The sequence below is a fragment of the Chroococcidiopsis sp. TS-821 genome, from assembly GCF_002939305.1.
GTDB lineage: Bacteria > Cyanobacteriota > Cyanobacteriia > Cyanobacteriales > Chroococcidiopsidaceae > Chroogloeocystis.
Map to the genome: position 1 here is coordinate 164,872 of NZ_MVDI01000007.1, position 25,458 is coordinate 190,329.

Below are 25,458 nucleotides of genomic sequence, written 5' to 3' on the forward strand. Positions count from 1 at the left end.
TACTATAAGCGATCGGTAGATCTGGAGAGAGTGCGCCATTTTAACACCAGAAAGGCGTGTAAATCCTTGATACTGCGTTTCTCTAGCCACCTTAGCCAAGCAAGTGCCCAGCGCAAAGGGCAGTGTGACAATAACCAGCACCAGAGACGATCTCTAAGCGAATATTGGTTCGATGGCAGGCTTCCTCCTATACGAGATAGCCGAATCGCATAACGAACTGCCGATCGTTCAGCCTTCAGCGCTAACTGCTGGAAAATTTCCCGATGCAGTTCGCGGGATTCGCGTTTAGCTAATGTCCAGTAAATTCGGGATGACATCCAACTGCGGCGATAAGAACGCTGAAATACTGCAATCAAGCGCGATTTTAGAGTTCGTTTGCTCAAGCTTCACCTCCCGCAGGCAGAGCCGTACAAAAATAAGGCAAGTCTACCTGTCTAATCGCCACAGTCATTCTTATCAACCATTGCAGCAGGTTGAGTCATCAAATTACCAAACAGCCAGTGGAGAGTTATCTGAAATTCTGCCCTCAGATTTGCCATCAATTGTTCTATCACCTCAGTAGGCAAGCCAGCTAACAGACGATATCGCCTTTCGGGTTCCATTGCTTCTAGCACCCCAATTAACTCTGATGCTTCCATCGCTTGGAGTATCTCAGCCTGTTCCTTTGGTGGTAAATCATCGAGAACGATTGCTGCCAAACCTTCTCCTAAAATCTGAAGTGCCAATATGCGCTGCTTTAGGTCTTCGGTCAATGTCCGTGCTGTTGCAGACACACTGAGGTAACTAGCAAGCTGTTGTGTAAAAGCTTGAAACGGCATTTGAGACATGATTCACCTCTTTTGTTGCTGAACAATGCTGCTCGATCTTGTTAAAGCCATTGACGGTCATTTGCCCATCAAACTGAACGATCTAGCGCGCGGATAAAAGCATCTTGAGGTGGAATGCCGTGCTTGAGCAGCTTGACATACTGCAACTCTGCCTGTCGAGCGCATAATTCAGCCCATTGCGTATCCAAAATTGCCAAGTCGATGCAGGCTTGCGGTGGAATAGTGATGGTGGAAAGCGCCTCACACTTATTATGCTCAGCAGACAGCGAGTTCTGATGGTGGAATGATGTCAGATGGATATCTCCCACCCGATACCATGCAAAACTTTGATACATTATATAGCCCCGCCAACTTATGTAGCTCTCTAACTCTGAGTGATGGATTCTCCATTCATCTATCCCACATTCCTCGGTTGGCGTGACGTACCTGGCAACTAGAATAGCCTTACCTGCAAGGCAAGAAACAAGAACGCAGCTATTGACAATCAGCCAGTCGTACCATTCTGCTTTATTTTGTGCAATTTTGGAGGTTGAGATGATTACAGCGGCGATCGCGCTACCAATGCCAATTGCAGCGCCCAATTTCCAAAGATTTCTCTGATTGTTAGGTCTAAACACCATTGTTCATATCTCCTGTCTTTTTTCTTTACCCATCAGGAGGAGCAGGATAGAGTAGACAATCTCTTCAGGATGCTCTCTACTACATAGACTGAGTTTCGATGAGTGTATTACCACCAGGGTTCATACCGTTTCACTTTAAAGTTGATACAAATAGGAAGCAGAGGGGCACAGGAGAAATTATTTGTAGCTCTTTTTTAACGAACTGGTATCACACACCCAATAGCAAGCTCATAAGATAGAAGTAGAGAAACAGCCCAACGAAGTCTTTGTAGTTGCTAGGGATTTGGGTTGGTATAGTAAGTCATTGAAAATATTTCGTTGGCATGGGCTGCTTTCTGAATGAGTAAGTTAATCTGAATTCACGAAGGTGAAATAGGCATAAAAATACCTCAGGTTTGAATGTCAAGCAGCAAGGATACTAAATAGAAATAGAGCAACAGCCCAGTGAAGTCTTTAATCGTTGTAATAAAGGGATCGGCAGCTGGACCATGATCGAACCCCACTTTCAACAAAAGCCAGGGTAGCAGTGCCCCTAAGACCGCTGCCAGGCTGATAACTGCAAACAGGGAAAGCCCGACAGCCAAGCCGAGTTGGGGTACTCCGTTGGGGGCTCCCTGCCACACGTAGGCAATTAAACCACCTGCAACACCCAAGATTGCACCCATGATTACACCAATGCGGAATTCTCGGAATAAGTAGCCGCCGTAATGCCGGATGTCAATATGCTGCCATGCCAGTCCACGAGCAAAAACAGTCGTTGATTGAGTGCCCACATTTCCACCCATATCCATGACTACCGGAATAAAAATGGCAACGACAACAACTGCTTCCAAAACTTCCTCAAAGTTTTGAATCACACCCCCCACAATCATGCCGCCAATTAGGGTAATAATTAAACAGACAATCCGCAGCTGAACAGCATAGCGAATGGGACCCCGAACCAGTTTTTCGCTCCAAGCTCGATCGCGACCTAGTAGATTACCGACCCCAGCTTGAGCAAGGGCAGTAGCGGAGGCTTCTTCTTCAATCAGGTCAATCACGTCATCAAAGGTAATATCTCCCACCAACCGTCCTTCGCTATCAAGTACAGGAATGGCAGGCAGATTATAATCTTTAAGCAAACGGGCAGCTTGCATTTCAGGAGCAGTAACGCTGATGGCAATGTCTTTCCCGTCGATTAACCGCTCAATCGGCATTTCAGGATTGGCTTTAATCAAGCACACTGTGCGAATAAAGCCGCGATAGAATCGCTGTTTATCAATTACAAAGACCATATCCAGTTCATCATCCCGCAAGTTTGATTCCCGCACCAAAGCGAGCACCTCCCCTGCTGTGGTTGTTTCTCGTACTGCCAGGTAGCGCAGGCTCATCCGCCGCCCCACACTGCCTTCGGGATAGCCTAGCAGCAAGTCAACAGCTGCACGCGATTCAGGACTAAGTTGGCTTAACAGTCGTTTGGTGACTTTGGCAGGCAGTTCTTCAAACAGCCGCACCCGCTGCTCTGGATCGAGCGCTTCCAAGAGCGGTACTATTTCGGGGTCTTCCATAGCTCGAATCAGATCTGCCTGTGCATCAGGATGGAGAAATTCAAACACAGCGATCGCCTTATCCTTCTCTAATAATCGAAACGCCAGCACCCGCTTTTTTGGTTCAATTTCGAGGAGCGATCGCACCAATTCAGTCACGCTCAGCTGATTTGCCGTTCGTTTTGCGGCTCCAAGTGCCTTGGGTCGCAGTAAGTCATTTAGTGCGTTGCGTTGCATATTATTCTCCTATTATTGAATGTTCAGTTACGCGTGAGAACGCGATAAGTAGATGGGCAAAATCAGAAGAAACACTTTTTTATGTCGGGTAATGAGTACTTGGAGAATGGATATGCTTTCTGCGCTAACTAACTGCCAGCCATTAAGTTACGTTGATTTTCACCCATTTACTTAGCTGTTCCCATTGTTGAATCTGCGCGTAAGCGTCTTACAGATCGCCTAAAAAACCTATTACTTTGGACTTAACCACACTGCTCGGAACCAACATGATGCCAAGAATAATAGCCAAAGTCAGGCAAGCTGCAATGACTAAGAAAATCATGTCAGTGCTCATAGGCGTTAAACCTCTTGGTGTAGAGTTGTTTTACTTGTCAGCGCATGATTCACTCTGCTTACCAGTGCCATCACCTCAAATGTCAGAACAGAATCATCCTTAAGTCCTAGCGGTTGCATAGCTAAGGCGGAATTGTCCTCGGCGTAAAATGGTTAGCAGTACTGCCTGCTCATCTGGCTCTAACAGATTTAAAAGCCAATTTTGCTCTGAAGTTTCCATGGCATACAGCAAAATGAGTTGCTCCTCGAAGCGAAGACCTCTAAAGACATTCAGTGCAGTTGGTTCCTCCAGCAGCAAAAAAAGCAAGACTCGTTTGTTAAGTGCGACCGTGGGAAGCAAATTGACTAACTCACCCACGTTTAGTTGATTGACCGCTTGCTTCATTGCTTCTAGCGTCGGCTGCTGCAAAATATCTCGCAGCAAATTTTGTCGAGTCATGGCTGTATCTCCTTGGTGTAGATGCATCTAAACTTCTTCAATCTCAATTTGATCGAGCGTTGCTTCATGACTATTCAAATCACTAAGATTTAGTGCGGTATATTCCTCAAACTGTTGCCAAAGATCTACTAATCTGTGATATGCCTCAATTGGTGAAACCTTACCATTCGTCTGTAGACCGCACAGTAGTGACACTTGGTGAGCAAAATATTGGAAGTGAAGATTAAACGCGATATGTTCTGGAATGAATTCTCCCCGATAACGAGAGCGGGGATAGAAGAAATCAAGCTTATTCATAGCTACCTCCTAATTTGCTGCAACGAGCTAGTTGAGTTCTATAGCCTGTTCGGTTGACATTCCACTGCAACTAATGGTGTAGTGCAATTTGACAAGGTAACAAACAGCCATTAGAACAAATGGTGCTAATTTTCTAAGTTAAAAACATAGGACATTCATCCATTGATGAACTACTGAATAGTCAAAGCCAATGGAAAATAAATCTGCGTAAATGTATGCTCAATTCCTAGATTGAAGTCACAGAAAGATAGCCTATTTATGAACTACTCAAATTCAGATTCAATAGGAATTGTTATTGTTATTTACTGGTGCAATTTCAACCGATTTCATTAGAGTTTTGAATGTTGGTTGTCAGCGTATCGCAACGCAAGTATTATCTGCGCAAGCTAGAAGCTTGAATTGCAATTTTCACCAAAAATCCAAGAGAATCAAGGAATGCAATGATTCTATCCCTGATTCATCTCCATGCAAAACTCTGATGGCTAAAAATTTGCCAGCACTTCAGCATTCAACTCTTTAACTTTTGGTCAGTCCACCAAAAAACCAAGTAGCACAAATAATCATTGCTATGGAAATCCTCGCATGATTCATCTCCTTATCTTCACAGTCGCTGTGCCAGCCAACGACCAGAGATGAATCTAGTGGCTCTATGCTAGAACCAACACTGGCAAATTCATCAAGGCGGTCGCTCGCTGACCCCAACTTAAATGCGGTTCAGGGTCTTCGTCTAATACGATGGTTTCTTCAGTGGCAGCTAGATAGCTACTACTACCAGAAGCCTCCATTTGGGTTTCTCCTTATAAAAAAGTGAAAAAATAGTGAGCGAGCGGTTAGAAATGAATTTCTAACTGCCATTTGCTACTATAATCCTGACAAAGGTTCCTTGTCAATCTATTGAGAGTTAAGATTGGGTTAAAAAAGAGATATTGAGCAGATGATATATACAATATTGACGCTGAGTGAATCACCTCAATAAGCTACAACCACCTATTAAGTGCCAGCTCATGTATAAATAAAAAATATATGCCAAAGAAGAATGTCTAGCTTTTCATAAAATTTTCCTAAGCGATTGGCTATTGGCTTTATCGAGACAAAATAGGTTGTTTTATATAAGTAAGGATGTAAAGAAGAAAACTATATCAACTTATTCCTAAACCTAGACGCTGACCTGTTCTTGATAGTAGTGGCGAGACCATTTGATTGAGCAGTTTAATTCAATTGATAACCCCACAATCTTTTTAGTTCAATGAGCTTGTTCTCTGTATAGCTGTTCGCGTTGATATTTTTCGATCGCCGCTTCGCGTAACCAGTCGGACGGCGATTTTCGCGATCGCACATAAGCATCAAGTTCAATCGGTAATTTTACCCCAACCGCTTTTTCGCTACTTTGTCACTGTAGTTTGACTTAAAATACGTGTTTGGATCTCCACCTTATTCTTGCCATAAATGCTTGTAATATTCCGGTTAACCGCATGAAATAACTAAGACAAAAAAGTCAAAAGCGCGTTTATGCTAGATGCCTTCGACTCAACCCCAAATATCCTAGTAAACGCGAATTTTGTATTTTAGATGCATTTTATCGAAGATACAGGCAGGATCGCAACACCTGCACTGCAATGCACCGAATTAACCACCTTGCTAGCGCGAGGTCTCACAAAAGTAGAACGAGTCGGAATGTGACGAGAAATGCATCGCGCACGCCGCATGTCGTGTATTGGGTTAGTTGCTCGCCTACAGTACAATTAGCACAATCAAAAGTGTCGCAGTGACCGAATGGGGCAGGTTGTAAAGTTAAAAACGCAACAGCACAATGGATACTCGCTAGAAGTTAATAAGTTCTTCTATAGTTATCATCAAGCCGTAAAAGAATACGCTGTCATCTTGGATCGCAGTGGTAGAGCAAAGACAATGACTCCCAACAACAATCGCGATACTTGTTCGTGCCAAGATTTGTATGTTTCTTGTTTGCATCGTTTTGTTGCAACGCTAGCACTTTTGCCGTTAGGCTTGACGACAGTGACTGCATACCTAGATCTCAAAATGAGACGAATTGCATGTTAGAAGATAACTGGATTCATTACAGTAGTGCGATCGCTACGCGATAAAAAAGACAATCATCGGTTTGTTACTTGAATCGCTTCTCTATTGGGCGACATCTTGCTACTATATGCTTGCAGCGCAAATCTAAATAAAATCTAAAAAGATGAGTTATCGAGACGGCATTGCTCCCCACGGAATGCAATTGATCAATCGTGTCGCCACACCGGAACAAAAGCAAGAATTTTTAGACAAAGCGGATTCTTTACCGCGCGTTCAACTTGATGAGCGAGCCGTTTCTGACTTAGAAATGATCGCAATTGGTGGCTTCAGTCCGCTTAGTGGATTCATGGAACGCGAAGACTACGAACGGGTAGTTGCAGAAATGCGGCTAGCAAATGGTTTACCCTGGTCAATTCCAATTACACTCTCAGTGGATGAAGCGATCGCCGAACCGCTCAAAGAAGGTAGCTTAATCCGCCTGGACGATCCTCGCGGTCAATTTATTGGTGTCTTGCAACTCACGCAAAAATATCACTACGACAAAGCGAAAGAAGCCGTTAACGTTTATCGTACGGATGACATCAAGCACCCTGGTGTTAAAGTTGTCTACGATCAAGGATCGGTAAATCTTGCAGGTCCAGTTTGGTTATTAGAGCGTCAACCTCATCCTTTATTTCCTAAGTACCAAATCGATCCAGCACAATCGCGACAAATGTTCAAAGAAAAAGGCTGGAGAACTGTTGTCGGCTTTCAAACTCGTAACCCCATCCACCGCGCGCACGAATACATTCAAAAGTGTGCGTTAGAAACCGTCGATGGATTATTTTTGCATCCTTTAGTCGGCGCAACCAAAGAAGATGATATTCCAGCCGATGTGCGGATGCGCTGCTACGAAATTTTACTTGAGCATTACTATCCACAAGACCGCGTTATTTTAGCAATTAACCCCGCAGCAATGCGGTATGCGGGACCCCGCGAAGCAATTTTCCATGCACTAGTTCGCAAAAACTACGGTTGTACTCACTTTATTGTCGGTCGCGATCATGCAGGTGTAGGCGATTACTACGGTACTTATGACGCACAGTACATCTTTGACGAGTTTGAGCCAGCAGAATTGGGCATCACGCCGATGATGTTCGAACACGCGTTCTACTGCAAGCGCACGCAGCAAATGGCAACAACAAAAACGAGTCCGAGTACACCGGAAGAGCGCGTTCACCTTTCGGGAACTAAAGTGCGAGAAATGCTGCGTCGTGGAGAATTGCCACCGCCAGAGTTCTCGCGTCCTGAAGTCGCCGCCGAGTTGGCAAAGGCAATGCGTATACCTGTAGAAGCGAAGTAGCAAAACTGCAGGGAATGCAGAGGTGCAGGGGAGAATGAACAATTCACAACTCACAACTGTTCTACTAGCCACTAATTACTAACCCCTCACCCCTTGCTCCTAGTCTCTGTTAGGCTAAAAGCTGATGGCTAATAGCTAAAATATGAAGCGGCGGGATTTTTTTAAAGCAGTTGGCGGCATCGTTACCGCGTTAGGAATCAGTGAGTTGGATGTGTTAAGGTTGAGCGATCGCTACGGCTCAGCTTTGGCACAATCTACCTCGCGAAAATTAGCACTATTGATTGGTATTAATGAATACTCAGCTACACCGCTTAACGGTTGTACGACTGACGTTGAACTTCAAAGCGAACTTCTTATTCACCGCTTCGGCTTTCAACCAGCAGATATTGTTGTCTTGCGCAATCAACAAGCAACTCGACAGCAGATTGAAGCTGCATTTATGCAGCATCTAGTTGAACAAGCACAACCAGGCGACATTGTTGTATTTCACTACAGCGGTTACGGACGTCGCATTCAGTTAGATGAGAAACACTCAGACGAGCAAAATCAACAAGAAAATAGCGACCAACGGCTAGCACCTAAAACTTTAGACTCCACAATCAGTAGCTTAGTGCCTGTGGACAGTCCGATCGCGTCCTCAGCAGAATCGCTCGTTAATGACGTGCTAGAAGAAACGCTGTGGTTAATGTTGCGATCGCTACAAACAGAAAATGTGACAACAATTCTCGATACAAGCTTTTATACGCCCCCTACAGCACTATTACCAGGTAACTTGCGCATTCGTTCATTACCACAAATCGCATCAGCACAAATTCATCCTCTCGAACTAGAACTTCAGCAACAGCTTATCAATAGAATCGCACCTTATCGGTTGCTCGTACCACCCCATGCCGCACTCAATTTACCAGGATTATTCATCACCGCATCGCAAACAGATCAACCTGCAGCCGAGACACAGTGGAGTGGTTTTAGTGCAGGGTTATTTACCTATGCCTTAACTCAATCGCTGTGGGAAGCGACTCCAGCCACAACAATTCACGTGAGCTTAAGTAAAGCAAGTAGTGTTGTTGAACAAGTTGTTGGTAAACAGCAGCCACAACTGTGCGGGCAAAAAAGTCAACAACAGGCTGATGTCGCACTTCACTTTATGCCTGATATTAATGTTAGCGCTGATGGTGTCGCGATCGCGGTAGAAGATAACGGCAAAGCCGCACAGTTATGGTTAGCAGGATTGCAGCCAACGCTTTTGCAGTACTACGGCGTCAACTCGCGATTTAAAGTTGTGTCACCGTCTAGCAGTGAGGCTACTACTTCTTCTGCGCAACTCCAAATGCGATCGCGTACAGGGTTAACCGCAAAAGCCTTACTGATTGCAGACAACGAAAATACCAACGCGATACAACCAGGTCAATTAGTTCAAGAAGCGATCCGCATTATCCCGCGTAATATCAATCTCAACGTTGCCTTAGATCCTGGACTCGAACGCATTGAGCGTGTCGATGCTACCAGCGCGTTTGCTACCGTTTCTTTTGTAACGTTAGTTACTTCAGGAGAACAACTCGCAGATTGCTTATTTGGGCGAATTCAAGATGATACCCAATCAACAACTGCTAGCCGTTACGGATTATTTACATTAGCCCGCGAATTAATTCCGAATACTGCGGGTGATGCTGGAGAGGCTGTTAAAGTCGCCGTACAGCGGTTAATTCCGAAATTACAAACACTTTTAGCAGCAAAGTTGTGGCGGCTAACGAGCAATGAAAGCTCTGACTTAGATATTAAAGCAACTCTTGAAGTTGTCAGCGCGCAAAAACAAGTCATTATTGAGCGCGAAACACAGCACTTTCAGACAGATCGCCAAGTCGAAAAGACGACACCAACTGCTGTTTCTTCTACTTTAGGTATTCCATCATTACCAATCGGCAGCCGCATTAAGTATAAAATAATCAATCATAGCGATCGCCCCGTCTACTTATTACTGCTAGGTCTAGATAGCAGTAAAAATCCGATTGTCCTTTATCCAGGAAAAGCCCTGGCTGCTTCTGGTACTAGCGATACCGCATCGACACAAGAGTTGGCGATCGCACCAGAGTCAACTTTAAGTGTACCTCGAACCGAGATCGATTTTGAGTGGATACTGCACGGACCACCTGCGGTTTGCGAAACGCAGCTAATTTTGAGTAGAGGTCCATTTACGCAAACCCTTGCGGCTTTGGATGCTGTGCGCGAAGACTTGCGTGGCGAAGAGTACATTAGTATCTTGTCAAATCCATTAGAAGTTACCCAAGCCCTACTACGCGACTTACAAACCGCGAGCGCGATCGCTCTAGAAACAATTGGAGCCGCCCCTGATACCTACGCTCTAGACGTCAATGCCTGGGCAAGCTTCAACTTCATTTATCAGGTAACTTAAAATTGAGGGGTGAGTGGTGAGAGATTAGTTTTGAATTCTCATTTTCAAGAGTTTTGGAGAGCACAGCCTCCCGGAGACACTATACGATCTCATAACTACAAAACTCTCCTGACCCCTGACCCCCGACCTCGCAAGAATGGCTGAGCCAATTATTGAACTTAAAGGTGTGAGTAAAGCATTCGGCAACAATGTCGTTTTAGACAAAGCCGATCTAACACTTTATCAAGGAGAAGCCTTGGCGATTATTGGTCCTTCGGGTACAGGTAAGTCTACCATATTACGCATTATTGCTGGATTGTTAGCACCAGATGCAGGAGAAATTTATATTCAAGGACACCAGCGTAAAGGACTCATCGAAGATGCTGCCGATCCTATTAGTATTGGGATGGTATTTCAGCAGGCAGCGTTATTTGATTCATTGACTGTCGAAGAAAATGTTGGCTTTTTACTTTATCAACATTCGCGGCTATCGCGATCGCGGATTCGGGAGCTAGTCAATCAAAAATTAGAGATGGTTGGCTTAAGTGGTGTTGGCGATCGCTATCCTAGTGAACTTTCCGGCGGAATGCGCAAGCGTGTCAGTTTTGCTCGTGCAATTATGTCTAATCCTGATAATATTGAGGACTCTCCAGCCGTTTTACTTTACGATGAACCTACTGCTGGTCTCGATCCAATTGCATCTACAGTTATTGAAGATTTAATTCGACAACTACAGTGTACAACTGGTGTGTGTAACACCTATGCGATCGTCACGCATCAGGATAGTACTATCCGCCGTACCGCCGATCGCATTGTCTTTCTCTACCAAGGAAAAGTTCAGTGGGAAGGTTCTGTTAACGATATTGATGCTTCTGATAATCCCCTCATTCAACAGTTTTTTAGTGGTAATGTTGACGGTCCTATTCAAGTTATTGGCTAATGTGAACTGACTCATATCGCAGGGGAGTAAGAAAGTAGAGGATTTGGTATCACTCTATTAACTATGGCTATAATTCTGATATCAAATCTAGCTCTAAAGCCTAATGTAATTTGCATAAAGTTAACCCGCTAAGTCACCGGAATGAGTGAGTAACTTACAGCGGGTATTGGAAGTTTTATTGTCTTGAGAGTTTGCGAATGTAGAAATAAAGTCAACTAATTTTCTTTACTACTGCGGACATTATCTGCAATTAGCCTCATTAAACTTCGCACATCCAAACATATCCAAATAGTTGTTTCAGCTGTACGTTCAAAAACCTCCAAAGCTAACGATAAACAACAATAAAAACTGAATACAAGGGTGAAACTAAAACCAGATGAATGTAACGAAAGTTGAGGTGTATTGCAGTGTAATTAGTACAGGAGGCACAGGTACTAATTCCAGTTAGTTGTTTCTGTTCATCTCTATTAGTGCCTTGATTTATAAACTAGCACTCCTTTTTTAGAAAAAAGCCTCCGATTGAGTAAAATTTATCGACATTCATTTTTTGTAATAGTTGTGTAAACTAGTTTACAAAAATAGCGGCAATAACTTCAACGAGCCTGGGCGATTGCCCCTGTGTCGAGCGCGAACATTGTTGGCAAGCGGTTTACTGAGCATTAGTATTGCTAGTCTCTCCAGAACCACCCTCGGTTGCACTTGTTGCTGGCGTACTTTCCGGTGCAGCAGCGGTATCGCCACTACTTTGTGCATCTTGTGCTGGAGCATTACTGCTTTCTTGTGACTGCGATGACTGTGCAGGTTCTGGTTGTGTTGTTGGTGCAGGTGCAGCCGCCGGACTAGGAACAGTAATATTAATATCTGGCGCTTGCGGGGCTGGGGCTTGTTGCTGGGGAACCGGAACTGGAACGGGAACTTCAGTTGTTCGTTCAATAATGGTCGTTTGGTTTTCAGGTGCGGGACTTGCTGCGGGCGACGGTTGTTGAGTCGGTGCGGGAACGACAATATTTGTGTTGGTAGGTACAGGTTCTTCGCGTTGATTGAGTAACCAAATTCCGCCTGCGGTTAAAGCTGCAAGTGAAGCAAGGAGAATACCCAGAAGTAAACCGCGCGAGGCGTTTTCGTTGTCTCTTGCTGCTAAAGCTTCTTCTTGATAGAGGTTTTCGGATATTTGACCTTGAACATATCCTTCGCAGTAAGCATCTGCATTGCTACTAGCATTGTTGCTTACAGTTTCGTGGGTTCGTGTTGTGTGAGTATTGCCATGCGCGTCAGTACGTGTCTCTTGGCGATCGCGGTGATAACTTTTGTAATCGTTAGGGTTAGTAGACATAGCTTTAAAAGTACTCTCCTCGCAGGGATAAAAATGAGTTGTTATGCGGTATTTACGTAAGTTAAAAGTATTTTTTATTACTTTAACTCTGAGTTATCTATAGAGTAGCTTTTGCGATCGCGCACTCGGCTCTGTCTGCAGTAATGCTTTTTTCTTCTATCTAGCGATATATTTCGTCAAGCAATTCCTGCTATTTAATAAATTTCCTAGTAATTACGCTTGACACTTACAAACACCAAAGGATAAGCGGAAACAAGCGTAAATATAAAGTTGATTGCTCAGTAACTGATCGTTGGCAATTGGAACGATTGCTTACCCATTACCCAACTTTGATATACCCAACAAGGCGAGTATGCATTGAAACACGCAATTATGCTTTACCAAATCAATGCGAACCAACCGAATTCATCACTAAATTATCTGACGTTGTATTAGCTGGAAAAAATCTAATTGCTTGTTCAGCAACGGCTAGCTCGACTCGCGTTCCTACTGGTAAGATAACTTCGGCGGATGTCCGCGCGTGTAATCTTTTACCCGATGCAGTTTGCAAGCAGTAACGGTATTCGCGTCCTAAAAACCTACGCGTGTGAATAATAATAGGAGCGCTATCCGCAGGCTGTAAGATTAAATCCTCTTCGCGAATCATTAAGTCTGCCACTTCGCTTTGTCCCATTTCTTTTCGTACAGTAAAACAGCCAATTTCTGTTTCCCACAGGTGTCCGCGACGCTTGGCTGGTAAAAAGTTAGCGCGAGTGACAAACTCTGCGACAAAGCGGGTTTGTGGATGCGAATAAACGTCTTCAGGGGTACCGAGTTGTTCGATTTTTCCTTGACGCATCACAGCAACTCGATCGGCGATCGCTAAGGCTTCTTCTTGGTCGTGCGTCACAAAAACGCCGGAAATTCCTGTCGCTTTGAGAATTTCGCGTAACTCCTCGCGCAGGCGCAAGCGGACTTGCACGTCAAGGTTACTCAACGGTTCATCGAGTAAAATTAGCGCAGGTTCTGGTGCTAAGGCGCGTGCCAAAGCGACACGTTGCTGTTGTCCGCCAGATAGTTCGTGCGGGTAGCGTTTTTCTAATCCAGCTAAGCCAACAAGTTCTATAAGTTGCGCGACGCGATCGCTGCTTTTTTTGCTATATCGCAAACCAAACGCAACATTCTCACCGACAGTTAAGTGCGGAAACAGGGCATAATCTTGAAACACCATGCCTACCGAGCGTTGTTCTGGCGGTATCCAGTTCGCACCGGCGACAGTCTTTCCTGCGATTTCGATTCTTCCTGATTGCGGACGTTCAAACCCTGCGATTAACCGTAACAGCGTTGTTTTGCCACAACCTGATGGACCCAGTAAACCAAGTAAATCGCCTTGCACAAGACTCAGGCTGACATTTGCAACCGCTGGTGGTGGTTGATCGAATTGTTTCGTCACGCCATCTATGCGAAGAATAACTTGCTCCTGCTTCATAAAATGCAACAAACCTCCTACGATTGCTCTTGAGAAAGCATAAATAAAGTCGATCCGAAGGAAACTAACAACATCGTCAACGCTGCTGCTGCGGCATCGCTAAACGCAACGTTTTCTGTTGCTGACCAAATTCTGGTGGCGAGTGTTGAAAAACCAATGGGCGCGAGTAACAATGTTGCAGGTAGCTCTTTAATTGCGGTTAAAAATACCAATATTGCCCCACTTAGTATTCCTGGGCGGACAAGTGGTAAGGTAATTTCTTGCAAAGTTTGCCAAGGTGTTCTGCCTAAAACTTGAGCAGATTCTTCGAGTTGTGGATTGACTTGAAGCAGCGAACTCCGCACTGTACCAACTGCTTGCGGTAAAAATAAGACTAAGTAGGCAAAAACCAGGATTGGTAAAGTTTGATAAATCCAAGGCAGATAATTAGCACCTAAAAACACGAGTGACAAGGCAACAACAATTCCTGGCAAGCCAAAGCCGATATAGCTACAGCGCTCGATTATAGCAGTTATTCGGCTGGGAAAGCGTACTGCTAAAATTGCTACAGGTAAAGCACAAGCCGTCGCCGCAATCGCCGCGAGTGCTGATGCCCAAATTGAGTTAATTGCAGGTTGTACCATGTCTTGCGCAAGGTTAACTGCATCTCCAGCACCAACTGTTAAGCCGCGAATCAACCAAAATAAAGTTACGCCTATTGGTAACGCTAAACTAAGCGACGCGATCGCTGCGCAAAATAAAAGTGCTGGAAGTTTCCAATATCCCAGTTTTATTGGTATGGTACGGCGGGACGTACCGCGACTGTAATACCTTGCTCGCGATCGCGCCTTGTGTTCCAACCACAAAATTCCTAACACCAACGCAACCAAAATTAAAGCTAAAGCAGCGGCTAAATTGCGGTTAAAACTCGATCTGTATTGCAGAAAGATGGCGCGCGTAAATGCATCAAACCGCATTAGTGAAGGCGTGCCGAAATCGCGTAGCGCATACAATGCAACTAAAAGCGAGCCAGCAACAATCGAAGGACGCAACTGCGGCAAGATGACGCGAAAAAAAGTATCTCGTCTACTATATCCCAAGCTCCGTGCAGCTTCTTCGATCGCGGGATCAATTCCGTGTAATCCAGCACGAACACTCAACAAAATATACGGATAAGTAAATAAAGTGATGGCTAAAATCGTGCCAAACCAGCCATAAATGCTTGGTAGTTGTTGTACTCCCAATGGTTCTAGTAATATTTGTAACAAACTGCCTCTTGGTCCAAACGCCGCAATTAAGGCGAAGCTACCTACATAACTAGGAACGGCTAAAGGAAGAGTTGTTACGATTAACCAAAATCGCCGCCAAGGCAAATCTGTCCTGACGGTTAAAAATGCAAGTGGAATTGCAATTAAGGCAGAAAATAGCGTAACTGCGGCTGCCATTCCCGCGCTGTTGAATAAGATAGTTACAGTTCGCGGGCGCAAGAGCAAATTTGATAGTTCTTCTCCTCCGACACCTGCTGTCCGAATGACCAAATACGTCAGTGGAACCGCGATCGCAAAGGCAGTAATTGCACCTGTAATGAGTAGAAATAATGGTGGTCTATGTGCTGAGATGCTCCTAGAGATTTGCATAAATCATTGATTGATGTATCAAACTGTCAAATTTGCTTTGATAGGTGCGAAGTTGTGCTATTGTGTTAGAGTTGATTTTGAGAATTAATTTCTACTTACTGCGCTGTCAAATAAGAAATTTTCTCACTACTTTTTAGAATCATAAAACAATACCTCAACAGTACGGCGGGAAAAAACTTGTTGTTTCTATACATTTATTGAAAATGATTATGCTTATCTTGCCAAGGGCGCGTGCGAAAAAAAGCAACTAAAGAAGTAGATATTGCAAATAAGTTGCAAACACGTAAGGCAATCCAGTTCACTGTGCCGTGGAAAACCGCTTTTGGCGTTGCGCTTCGTACAACAGCAAAGCAGCAGCGATCGCGACATTTAATGATTCGACTTCAGCATTTTGCGGAATTCTGACGCGAAGGTTGCTTTGGGCAACTAAGTCAGCGGATAAGCCCGCGCCTTCATTTCCCAGTAAGATTAAACTTGGACGCTGCCAATCGACTTCCCAGTAAGTTAACGGCGCATCTGCCTGTGTGGCAATAACTTGCATTCCTGCTTGTTGACATTTGCTCACCGTTGCCCTTAAATCGGGGCTGATAGCGATCGGCAAACGAAACCACTGTCCTGCTGTGGCTCTTAAAACTTTTGGGTTGTAAATATCAACGCTATTGGCACTCAACCACAATCCACTCGCACCAGCTGCCATAGCTGTCCGAATAATTGTCCCCACATTGCCTGGATCTTGCACGTTTTCTAAAGCTAAGGTTAAACCATTGCATGGAACTTGGCTGCGTTCTAAACAGCGGGGCGCGGTTGCGACAACGCCATCAGGGTTGACTGTTGTGGCGATCGCTTGCAAAACCTCTTCACTGACAATTTCCCCGCGTTGTGCTTGCTGAGAGGCTTGTTGCCATAGCAGCTGATTGCGACTTTGCCACTGTGGAGTACAGCAGACGGTTGCCAATGGGTATTTTACGCGACAAGCTTCTTGTAGTAAGTGCGTTCCTTCGATTATGAACACGCCCTGCTCCCGTCGTTCTTTTGCGGAATGCAATTTCCGTAGTTGCTTGACCAGCGGGTTTTGCAAACTAGTGAGCATACACGTTGTAGCAGGCGATCGCTAAATGAATTTAAAGTTATCAGCTACAGTGTACTTTTTCAAGCTAATTTATACTGCGCTCTGTAAACCGCGAGCGCGATCGCACTCCCTAATCCCCCATGGAGACTTTTACTTTCATCCTATCGTCACAGATAGGCAACGGCACTGGGTAAGTAATCGGATACATTGATATCTTGCACCAATTTCATCTATTTCCCACTCTCCCACCCTGCACTATAAGGTGCAGGCTAACAGCTAAAGTCTGATTTATCAGACTGAATTAGCCTTGTAGTCCACTTTGAGTGGGGTTGAGCTATGAGCGTGGGAATTAATTCCTAGGCGGGCTGTCGGGTTAACCGAGAATGATGCAAGCTCTCAGTTAAACAAGAAGTGCGATCGCATCGCTTTGCAGTCTACCTGCCACATCATGATAACCTTGCACTCGCTCAAACTCAGTGTAGAGTTGCGTTCTCCTACCGATGACTTAAAGCATCTGCAGTTAAAAGTACAGGAATATATGGAGCAGGACACAGTGACTATTCTAATGAACGCCATCTATGGCTTGCTAAAGTAACCTTAATGGAATTTTTGGCAGACGTAAAACAGCTACGCAAGGAAGAATCTACTACTCAAACTCAAGGAAGCGATCGATGACAAAAATTGATATAGCTATTCCTAGCTTCCCTTTTTACTCATTATTCATGAGTGAGGAATTACCAGATATGCGATGCAAAAGCGCGTATCTGGAGTAGATACGGAGGACGAAGCTACGCTTCTAGGATAGAAACATAACCTACACTCATCAATCGTTATGACCCAAGCCTTACCTAAAATAGTCACCTTTGACGAATTTATCGCGCTTTATCCCGATTCCTCTGGGGTACGCTACGAGCTGCATAACGGGGAAATTGTCCAAATGGCACAGCCTACAGGGAGACATGAAAGAATAAAAGGATTTTTGGCGGCTGAATTAACTTTAGAGTTTAGACGATTAAATCTCCCCTACTTCATCCCCAATCAAGTAATAGTAAAACCACCAGAAAGAGAATCAGGTTATTTTCCAGATGTATTAATACTAAATGACACTGCTTTGGTTAATGAACCGCTTTGGGAAAAATCTTCTGCTGTGACTCAGGGTACATCAATTCCTTTAGTTATTGAGGTTGTCAGTACCAATTGGCGCGATGATTACTATCTAAAACTCGCCGATTATGTTGGGCGAAGCCCTTCCCGAAGGGTAGAGATGAACATTCCCGAATATTGGATTGTTGACTATGCAGCATTGGGAGCTAGGAAGTTTATCGGCGATCCCAAACAACCCACTATTTCAGTCTATCAACTCATTGATGGGGAATACCAAGTCAGTCAGTTTCGTGGTAGCGATAAAATTATATCTCCTGCTTTTCCTGAGTTCAATTTGACGGCGGAACAAGTTTTTAATGCTGGTTAATGAGTGGTTAATTCCATACTGAATATGCACTTTCGTGGAAAATAATTATGAAAAATCTAATTTTGTTTGACCGCGCCTTATAGACAAGCAATGATGAAGTAGTCAAGCGACACCGTTTGGAATTGAAAGGAGAAAAAGCTTTTTACAAATGAGAACCATTATTATTTTCCGAAAAGTTAGAAGCAGCGATCGCAAAAATTATAGAAATTCTAGGTGACAGCGATCGCGCGAGAAAAGCAAATTAAAGGGTGGCTGAGAGTCAAAAAAATTGCTTTGATGGAATCAGCTAATCCACAATAATACGAATCAAGTACTGAGTAAAACACAATGTTTGCTTATGACTATTAAAAAACAACTACTTCAAGAAATAGAATCCACTCCAGATACTCTTTTGGCTGAAACGCTAAACTTTCTACGCTTTTTAAAAACAAAACGAGATCTAGCCGTTTCTCGAATTAGAACGCGTCGTTGAAGAAAAGACTTTACTTGCAGGCACCTTCATCGAAGTTCAACGCGATCGCCGCAAATTCAACTTACCAGACGAACTAGAGAAATACCATACCTTCATCAGTAACGTTTTAGAACGCAGTCATATCTATCGGCGATCGACAGCTTATTTTGACAGTGGGGTACTCAAACTCTACGAAGAACCCCTGCTAAACATTATTCAAAACGAAGGCGAAATTCGTTTGTTATTAGATTGGCACGGCTTCACCAAACAAGCAGATATCGAAGAATTAGAAAAACTACACAGATCCCAACTACCGCGCTCAATACTTCCGTCGTACCTTAAAAGAATTCTAATCGTCTGCTCCTCTGCCCCTCCCTAGAGAGCCTTCAAGCAAAATATAAAAATGCGGAACCCGGGACTTGAACCCGGAAGCCTTGCGGCACTAGAACCTGAATCTAGCGCGTCTGCCAATTCCGCCAGTTCCGCTTATACGTTTTTTACGCAGTTCTTTATTTTCGCTCAAATTTGCTTAAGTGTCAAGATAGCTGGTCTAAGTGCAGAACACCGGTACAACATGGCATTCACCAAAGTGTTTTGCTTCTATTTTTTAGCTGCAGAAGTTCTCAAAACTCTATAAGCTACCATTCACTGAAAGATAAAACAAGCGTGTAAGTACTCTTTTGTTTCAGCAATGATGAAATTAATATGCGATGACTCAGAAGGTTTAACTTTTGCAAATGTCAATGTAGAATCAAAACCAACTTTGAACTTGTAAAAGTACCGAATTCTTTACGGAGGATAGACCTATTACTACCTCTCACGGCTTACCAAACGCCCACGTGTTATCTGATGCTGACACTTCTGTTCTACAGATTTGGGGCAAGCATCCATTAAAAGGTCATGTCAAAATCAGTGGCGCAAAAAACTCAGCACTAACTGTCATTGCCGCAGCCTTACTTTGTCCTGAAGATTGCCGCATTCGCAATGTTCCTAACCTTGTTGATGTGAAGCGAATGGGACAAATTTTAACCGCTTTAGGAGTTAAGATTGAGCATCAAGGCGATGTTTTAGACATTAATGCGAGTACGATTAGTCACTCAAAGGCTCCTTACGAGCTGGTTAGCCAGCTACGAGCAAGTTTCTTTATTATTGGACCGTTACTGGCAAGGTTAGGAGTCGCACGCATTCCCCTACCTGGTGGGTGTACAATTGGCGCTCGACCAGTAGATCTCCACGTACGGGGTTTACAAGCAATGGGAGCCGACGTGCAAATTGAACATGGTATCGTTCACGCTTACGTCGCTGGTAATCAACGCAAACTCAAAGGTGCAAAAATCTACTTAGATTACCCCAGCGTTGGTGCTACCGAGACAATTATGATGGCTGCTACCTTAGCAGAGGGGGAAACAACGATTGAAAACGCTGCACAAGAGCCAGAAGTCGTAGACTTAGCTAATTTTTGTCGAGCGATGGGGGCGCGTATTCGCGGAGCCGGAACGAATACAATTACAATCGCCGGAGTTCCTCGCTTGCATTCCACAGATTACACTATTAATCCCGATCGCATCGAGGCTGGCACTTTCCTAGTTGCTGGAGCGATTACGCATTCCGAAATTAGTTTGTCTCCGGTTGTTCCAGAGCATTTGACTGCGGTGATTGCGAAACTTCAGGAAACCGGCGCGCAAGTTGTCACCGAAGCTCCGGATTGCTTGCGAATTGTTCCTGGAGACACAATTAAAGCAACAGATATTGAAACCTTGCCCTATCCTGGCTTTCCTACCGATATGCAAGCTCAGTTTATGGCGTTACTCACGCTCAGTGAAGGCGATAGTTTAATAACTGAAACTGTATTTGAAAACCGAATGCGTCACGTCGCAGAGCTAAATCGCATGGGGGCAGACATTCGGATTAAGGGCAATCATGCACTTGTACGCGGTGTTTCGATGTTATCTGGCGCACCAGTCATAGCAACAGATCTTCGTGCTTCCGCAGCGCTTGTTTTAGCTGGATTGGCAGCAGATGGCAAAACGGTTATTCAGTGCTTGCATCATCTCGATCGCGGTTACGAGCAGTTGGAAGTCAAACTACTTTCTTTAGGGGCAATCTTAGAGCGCGTTCCAGGTAGTGCCGATACTAGTAGTGCAAGTTTAACGAGTCATTCTGTTTTATTAGAGAAAGACTAAGCAACAATTGCGTTGAAGTGACTCGCGACTTGAGTCATCGCGCGCAAAGGTAATGATTGCCAGCCGCAGTGCAAAAGCTGTGATTCGTTATACTGAACACATAGCGCGTTAGTTCACAACGCGATCGCATCACCTGATTATTACCCACTGTAACTTTTCTATTCCTTTGTAAGCGAAAACGGCGCATGTCTTTCTCTAAAACTCAGCTAATTGGTCTAAAAGCCGACGAGTTTCGTCATCCATTAGATTTAGAGGCAACTAAAGCTCTCAAACAAATCCCTGGCGCTGATATCATCATACGTAACCTGCTAGGGCAAATGGCGGAACAGTTTTTTTATGTAGACAATATTGCCTCTAGTATCCTAGTCAGCGAGCAACAACTGCCTCAGTTCCACAAGCTGTTAATCGAAGCTTGTCGAGTGTTGGATCTAGAACCGCCACAGTTGTATGTCCGTCAGCATCCAGTTCCAAATGCTTATACATTTGCTATGCGTGGCAAACAGCCCTTTATTGTCATGCATACTTCTTTGTTGGATTTGCTGACTCCTGAGGAAATTCAGGCAGTAATCGCGCACGAATTAGGTCATCTGAAGTGCGACCATGGAGTGTATCTCACATTAGTCAACTTGGTTGTTTTAGCCGCAGGACAGTTGCCTAATTTAGGTGGCTTTGTCGCCCAAGCGCTGCAAGCACAGCTTTTAGAGTGGGTGCGATGTGCAGAGTTTACGTGCGATCGGGCTGCCCTCCTTGCGACTCAAGATCCCAAAATCGTGATGTCGCTGTTGATGAAGCTTTCAGGAGGTTCGCCAACTCTTGCATCGCAACTCAACTTAGATGCCTTTCTCGCGCAAGCCCGTGCCTATGACGATATTAGCAACACCGAGTTAGGGGAAGTCCTTAAATCAGCGCGGATATCACAACTCACTCATCCGCTACCTGTACTACGCGCTAGAGAAATTGACCGCTGGGCATCGAGTCGAGATTATCAAAACTTGTTAGAAAGTCACGCTATGGATTATAATCATAAAGCTGCTCACAAGGGCGGGTGGCGAAACTGGTAGACGCACCACACTCAAAATGTGGCGACCTTGCGGTCATAGGAGTTCGATTCTCCTCCTGCCCATTCAATTTGTTAGGGTCGAGCGATGTTTAACGCTGGCAGTGTATTAGTATCGCTCGTCAATGCGCGCTCGGAAATTAGCTTAAAGCAGTGTTTTTAATGTGACGCACTGCTTTTTTTTGCGAGCGCCTGTTAATTACCTCAATTTCAAGTTCAAGATGGACGTAGCGTCAGCGCAACGATCAATCTATGCGATCGCCAAACGGAGATAGACGGTGTAAATTACCCAGCTTTGACCTTCGTCAAGAAATTCAGTCAATTTCTTCAACCGCATGCACATATAAAGCAACTATGACTACCGTATATTTTCTGATATTACAATAATTTTTTAGTGTAAATTGCTCGCAATATATCAGTAAAATTGCGCTTGGATTGTCAGGAGCTCTGGCGCTAACTTCTTTTAATGTTTGTTATAGCAGGGAGCATAAGTAAAACTAAGAGTAGCCTAGTTTATAAAAACACATTATTAAAAAAAGCTTAAAAATATTTTTCGTAGAGGAAAGAACTTTTACCTTGTGAAAAAAACTTAATCGTTCTTTCGATTCACTTGTTGTAGAGAAGGAAATCGCCTGCGATCGCTGCGCGCAAAATCCCAAGAATAATTGTTTTAGCTCAGCAAGCGATCGTATTGCCTAACTAGAAACTAAAGACCGATCAATTGTCTAAGCCACTAGCCGAAGACCAATGTCTATGTTGAGGAGTGAATATATGAAGCAAGCATCTGCATCTAGTTATCAACCCAAAAATCGTATTCGTTGGAGAAAAAGTCTTCTTCTAGCTGTGCTAGGGCTCGTAAGTGCATCAAGCATAATTTGGCAACATTACACGACTCAAGTTGTAGCTGCTGAAGAAACTCAGGTTGCAGCTAGTAATTCTTGGCAGAATGCTTCATTTCCTGTAGAAAATTTTCAAGCTTACACTTCCCCATTTGGGTATCGTCGCTCGCCGACTGGAGGATCGGGATGGGAATTTCATCGAGGACTAGACTTTGCGGCACCGCAAGGAAGCTACATTCGTAATTGGTGGTCAGGGAAGGTTATTAAAGTTTCAGACCGCACTGCTTGTGGAACGCATATTGTTGTGCAATCGGGTGACTGGGAGCATATCTATTGTCACATGCAAGGTCACGTTGAAACGCAAGGTGGCAATCGCTACTTAATTGACCGCGAAGGTGGAATTCAAATTTGGGAAGGTCAATATATTCATAGTGGTGCGCGAATTGGTCGAGTAGGAATGACAGGACGCACTACAGGTCCGCATCTCCATTGGGGACTCAAGTACGCAAACAACTATGTAGATCCGGCTCTTGTTCTCAGAGCAATGTACGCTCAGCAATCGGGTAGAACGCTACAATCTTCTGCAAGGATTCAATAAGAATATTGGGAAGTTTGCATTATGTAGCGTTAATTTTTCCTGTGCTTTCTCTGCGGTCTATTTGTAGAAACTTTAAAGCGAAACGATGTAACTCGACTGCTCAACGTCAGCATCTCAATAAAAAGCCGATAATTGCTACTTGCGTTGTGGTAAATTATCGGCTCTGCAGTTTAGAGTACTGCTACCACTATAACTAACTAGTAACCAACGCATCTCGCTCGTGAGATTGCTTGTATTCTGCTACAATCTTGCGAAATTCATCGCCGTCAATTGTTTCTCTTTCAATCAATAAATCGACTAAACGATCCATCAAAACGCGGTTCTCTTGAAGAAGTTTTAATGCTTGCTCGTGACAGTGAGAAATAATTTGTCGAACTTGAGCATCCACGCGTGCTGTAATCTCTTCAGAATATTCCGATCGCGTCATGAGATCGCGCCCCAAAAACACTTCGTTATTTTGGTTATCGAGGGAAAGCAAACCTAAGTCAGACATTCCGAAACGAGTTACCATCTGGCGCGCTAAGTTTGTGAGTTGTTGCAAATCTTGACCCGCACCAGTCGTGACTTCTTCTTTACCAAAGACAATTTCTTCGGCTGCTCTACCGCCAAGTGTCGCTGTAATTCTTGCTAAGAGTTGCGCGCGCGAGATTAACCCTTGATCTTCACTTGGAGTAAACCACGTTAGTCCGCGTGCTTGTCCGCGTGGAATTAGCGTGACTTTCTGTACTGGGTCGTGGTCTTTGAGTAGTGTTGCTAACAAGGCGTGACCTACTTCATGGTAAGCAATGAGTCGTTTGCTCTTGCTGTCTACAAGTGGCGTTCCTTCCATTCCGGCGACAACGCGGTCGATCGCATCATCAATTTCCAACAACGTGATTGCCTCTTTGCGTCGGCGTGCGGTCAAGATCGCCGCTTCGTTGAGCAAGTTGGCTAAATCTGCGCCGGTAAATCCTGGTGTTCGCCGTGCTACTGCATCCAGAGATACGTTAGAATCAAGTTTTTTGTTGCGGGCATGAACTTGCAGAATTTCTCGCCGTCCTTTGAGATCGGGAGCATCGACAATCACTTGCCGGTCAAATCGACCAGGACGCAGAAGTGCTGCATCCAGAACGTCCGGGCGGTTGGTTGCGGCAATAATAATGATGCCTGTGTTGCCTTCAAAGCCGTCCATCTCGGTGAGTAACTGGTTGAGCGTTTGTTCGCGCTCGTCGTTTCCGCCACCAATTCCAGTACCGCGTTGTCTTCCTACGGCGTCGATTTCGTCGATGAAGATCAAGCACGGTGCGTTGTCTTTCGCTTTTTTGAATAAGTCGCGCACGCGCGAAGCACCAACACCGACAAACATTTCGACAAATTCGCTACCAGAAATACTGAAGAATGGCACTCCGGCTTCACCGGCGATCGCTTTGGCTAACAGAGTTTTTCCGGTTCCTGGCGGTCCTACTAGTAAGACTCCTTTGGGAATTCTGGCTCCAATTGCTGTGAAGCGTTCGGGTTGCTTGAGGAAGGTGACAACTTCTTGGAGTTCTTCTTTCGCTTCTTCGATTCCAGCGACATCAACGAATGTTATCCCTGTTTTCGCTTCCATCTGAAATCGAGCGCGGGATTTCCCAAAGTTCATCGCTTGATTCGACGCGTTGCTCGAACGTCGGAGGAACAACAACATCAATGCCATCAGTGGTAATATCCACAGCAAGTTTGCCAAAATTCCAATTGCCACTCGACCATCCGCAGAGGAGACGACTTCAAATTCAACTCGGTTGGCTCGCAGTCTTTCAATGAGTTCGGGATTTTGATCGAGAAGCGGTACTTCTTGCGGTGGTGCATCGGCTTGTTGTCCTTCGAGTTGAACTCGCGCCACTCTTTGCGTTGGGTCAATTTCAACGCGTTCGACTTGACCGGCATCAATTCTTTCGATTAATTCTCCATATGTTAGAGCATTCGGCTCTCTTCGTTGCGCTAGTGCCGGGCTTGCCACAAACGTAGACTGTAAGATAATCCAACCTGCGGCGATCGCCCCAGTGAAAGCCAAACCGCTTGCTGGTTTTTGGCGCATCAATGCTTTTTTCTGCAAACCTCTCATATATTGACTGCCCTTTGTCTACTGCCTTAACCCAAGCACTTGCATCTGAGCGTTCTGCCTGAGCATGAATAAAAACTTACAATTTATCTTGCCAAGATCTAGTTTAGCCTTCCCACCACTACCTCTAGTATTACTGATAACTCAAGTTCTATCGCAGACAAAACTTCGAGTTTGACACAATCTCAGCATATTTATTATAATTTAAGTCATACTCATTACGACTACGTTTTTCTATCTACTATAACTAACTATTTAGTCGCTACGAGAAGTACATAAGTTGCATATATTTAGAGTACT

The 25,458-nt window shown here is 44.5% G+C and carries 20 protein-coding genes, 2 tRNA genes and 2 pseudogenes; 11 read left to right on the plus strand and 13 right to left on the minus strand.

Annotated elements, in window-relative coordinates; all coding sequences use genetic code 11:
• Positions 1–2 precede the first annotated feature (2 nt).
• The 7 genes from B1A85_RS23670 to B1A85_RS24005 all read right to left on the minus strand — a co-directional run bounded on the left by B1A85_RS23670 (position 3) and on the right by B1A85_RS24005 (position 5,064).
• Complete coding sequence (locus B1A85_RS23670) at positions 3–383, minus strand: hypothetical protein (RefSeq protein ID WP_146087194.1); 381 nt, start codon at positions 381–383, stop codon at positions 3–5.
• 51 nt (positions 384–434) lie between these two features.
• The gene (locus tag B1A85_RS17340; RefSeq protein WP_104547992.1) at positions 435–827 is read right to left on the minus strand and encodes a magnesium transporter MgtE N-terminal domain-containing protein; all 393 of its coding nucleotides are present in this window, start codon (positions 825–827) and stop codon (positions 435–437) included.
• A 68-nt stretch (positions 828–895) separates the two neighbouring features.
• Positions 896–1,447 carry a hypothetical protein gene (locus B1A85_RS17345; protein ID WP_104547993.1) on the minus strand — a complete coding sequence of 184 codons (552 nt, stop codon included), beginning with the start codon at positions 1,445–1,447 and terminating at the stop codon, positions 896–898.
• Positions 1,448–1,836: 389 nt separating this feature from the next.
• Positions 1,837–3,210, minus strand: coding sequence for a magnesium transporter (gene mgtE / locus B1A85_RS17350; RefSeq protein WP_104547994.1), 1,374 nt, complete (start codon positions 3,208–3,210; stop codon positions 1,837–1,839).
• A gap of 433 nt (positions 3,211–3,643) precedes the next feature.
• On the minus strand, positions 3,644–3,982 hold the full coding sequence (locus B1A85_RS17355; protein ID WP_168192424.1) for a magnesium transporter MgtE N-terminal domain-containing protein: 339 nt from the start codon (positions 3,980–3,982) through the stop codon (positions 3,644–3,646).
• A 27-nt stretch (positions 3,983–4,009) separates the two neighbouring features.
• Positions 4,010–4,279 (minus strand): hypothetical protein, encoded by a 270-nt coding sequence (locus B1A85_RS17360; RefSeq protein WP_210404541.1) that lies wholly within the window; start codon positions 4,277–4,279, stop codon positions 4,010–4,012.
• Between the two features lie 647 nt (positions 4,280–4,926).
• A complete protein-coding gene (locus B1A85_RS24005) occupies positions 4,927–5,064 on the minus strand; it encodes a hypothetical protein (RefSeq protein WP_168192425.1) in 138 nt (45 codons plus the stop codon).
• A 988-nt stretch (positions 5,065–6,052) separates the two neighbouring features.
• On the opposite strand from B1A85_RS24005, the gene B1A85_RS17370 reads away from it, so the two are divergent.
• The 4 genes from B1A85_RS17370 to B1A85_RS17385 all read left to right on the plus strand — a co-directional run bounded on the left by B1A85_RS17370 (position 6,053) and on the right by B1A85_RS17385 (position 10,993).
• Positions 6,053–6,340: a hypothetical protein gene (locus tag B1A85_RS17370; RefSeq protein ID WP_104547996.1), complete on the plus strand. Its 288-nt coding sequence runs from the start codon at positions 6,053–6,055 to the stop codon at positions 6,338–6,340.
• A 142-nt stretch (positions 6,341–6,482) separates the two neighbouring features.
• Positions 6,483–7,661 (plus strand): sulfate adenylyltransferase, encoded by a 1,179-nt coding sequence (gene sat, locus B1A85_RS17375; RefSeq protein ID WP_104547997.1) that lies wholly within the window; start codon positions 6,483–6,485, stop codon positions 7,659–7,661.
• A gap of 142 nt (positions 7,662–7,803) precedes the next feature.
• Entirely contained in the window at positions 7,804–10,074 is a 2,271-nt protein-coding gene (locus B1A85_RS17380) for a caspase family protein (RefSeq protein ID WP_104547998.1), read from the plus strand.
• A 136-nt stretch (positions 10,075–10,210) separates the two neighbouring features.
• Positions 10,211–10,993 (plus strand): ABC transporter ATP-binding protein, encoded by a 783-nt coding sequence (locus tag B1A85_RS17385; RefSeq protein ID WP_104547999.1) that lies wholly within the window; start codon positions 10,211–10,213, stop codon positions 10,991–10,993.
• 649 nt (positions 10,994–11,642) lie between these two features.
• Here the strand turns inward: B1A85_RS17385 and B1A85_RS17390 are convergent.
• The 4 genes from B1A85_RS17390 to B1A85_RS17405 form a co-directional block, all read right to left on the minus strand.
• Complete coding sequence (locus B1A85_RS17390) at positions 11,643–12,326, minus strand: hypothetical protein (protein ID WP_104548000.1); 684 nt, start codon at positions 12,324–12,326, stop codon at positions 11,643–11,645.
• Positions 12,327–12,711: 385 nt separating this feature from the next.
• Positions 12,712–13,794 carry an ABC transporter ATP-binding protein gene (locus tag B1A85_RS17395; protein ID WP_104548001.1) on the minus strand — a complete coding sequence of 361 codons (1,083 nt, stop codon included), beginning with the start codon at positions 13,792–13,794 and terminating at the stop codon, positions 12,712–12,714.
• 17 nt (positions 13,795–13,811) lie between these two features.
• A complete protein-coding gene (locus tag B1A85_RS17400) occupies positions 13,812–15,410 on the minus strand; it encodes an iron ABC transporter permease (protein WP_210404542.1) in 1,599 nt (532 codons plus the stop codon).
• Between the two features lie 298 nt (positions 15,411–15,708).
• The gene (locus B1A85_RS17405) at positions 15,709–16,500 is read right to left on the minus strand and encodes an RNA methyltransferase (RefSeq protein WP_104548002.1); all 792 of its coding nucleotides are present in this window, start codon (positions 16,498–16,500) and stop codon (positions 15,709–15,711) included.
• An 811-nt stretch (positions 16,501–17,311) separates the two neighbouring features.
• Between B1A85_RS17405 and B1A85_RS17410 the strand changes: the two genes are divergently transcribed.
• The 3 genes and pseudogenes from B1A85_RS17410 to B1A85_RS26275 form a co-directional block, all read left to right on the plus strand.
• A complete protein-coding gene (locus B1A85_RS17410; RefSeq protein WP_104548003.1) occupies positions 17,312–17,950 on the plus strand; it encodes a Uma2 family endonuclease in 639 nt (212 codons plus the stop codon).
• Positions 17,951–18,287: 337 nt separating this feature from the next.
• A pseudogene (locus tag B1A85_RS26270) lies at positions 18,288–18,383 on the plus strand (DUF2281 domain-containing protein); the annotation flags it as partial.
• 13 nt (positions 18,384–18,396) lie between these two features.
• Positions 18,397–18,751, plus strand: a pseudogene (locus B1A85_RS26275) (hypothetical protein); the annotation flags it as partial.
• 54 nt (positions 18,752–18,805) lie between these two features.
• Here the strand turns inward: B1A85_RS26275 and B1A85_RS17430 are convergent.
• Positions 18,806–18,887, minus strand: a tRNA-Leu gene (locus tag B1A85_RS17430).
• Between the two features lie 353 nt (positions 18,888–19,240).
• Between B1A85_RS17430 and murA the strand changes: the two genes are divergently transcribed.
• From murA to B1A85_RS17450, 4 genes are all read left to right on the plus strand, one after another.
• Complete coding sequence (gene murA / locus B1A85_RS17435; RefSeq protein WP_246841457.1) at positions 19,241–20,584, plus strand: UDP-N-acetylglucosamine 1-carboxyvinyltransferase; 1,344 nt, start codon at positions 19,241–19,243, stop codon at positions 20,582–20,584.
• Positions 20,585–20,769: 185 nt separating this feature from the next.
• Entirely contained in the window at positions 20,770–21,645 is an 876-nt protein-coding gene (locus B1A85_RS17440; protein ID WP_104548005.1) for a M48 family metallopeptidase, read from the plus strand.
• Positions 21,624–21,707 (plus strand) — tRNA-Leu (locus B1A85_RS17445). Before B1A85_RS17440 ends, B1A85_RS17445 begins: the two co-directional genes overlap by 22 nt.
• A 705-nt stretch (positions 21,708–22,412) precedes the next feature.
• Positions 22,413–23,078, plus strand: coding sequence for a M23 family metallopeptidase (locus tag B1A85_RS17450; protein ID WP_104548006.1), 666 nt, complete (start codon positions 22,413–22,415; stop codon positions 23,076–23,078).
• Between the two features lie 193 nt (positions 23,079–23,271).
• On the opposite strand, the gene ftsH is transcribed toward B1A85_RS17450, so the two are convergent.
• On the minus strand, positions 23,272–25,161 hold the full coding sequence (gene ftsH / locus B1A85_RS17455; RefSeq protein ID WP_104548007.1) for an ATP-dependent zinc metalloprotease FtsH: 1,890 nt from the start codon (positions 25,159–25,161) through the stop codon (positions 23,272–23,274).
• Positions 25,162–25,458: the final 297 nt, after the last annotated feature.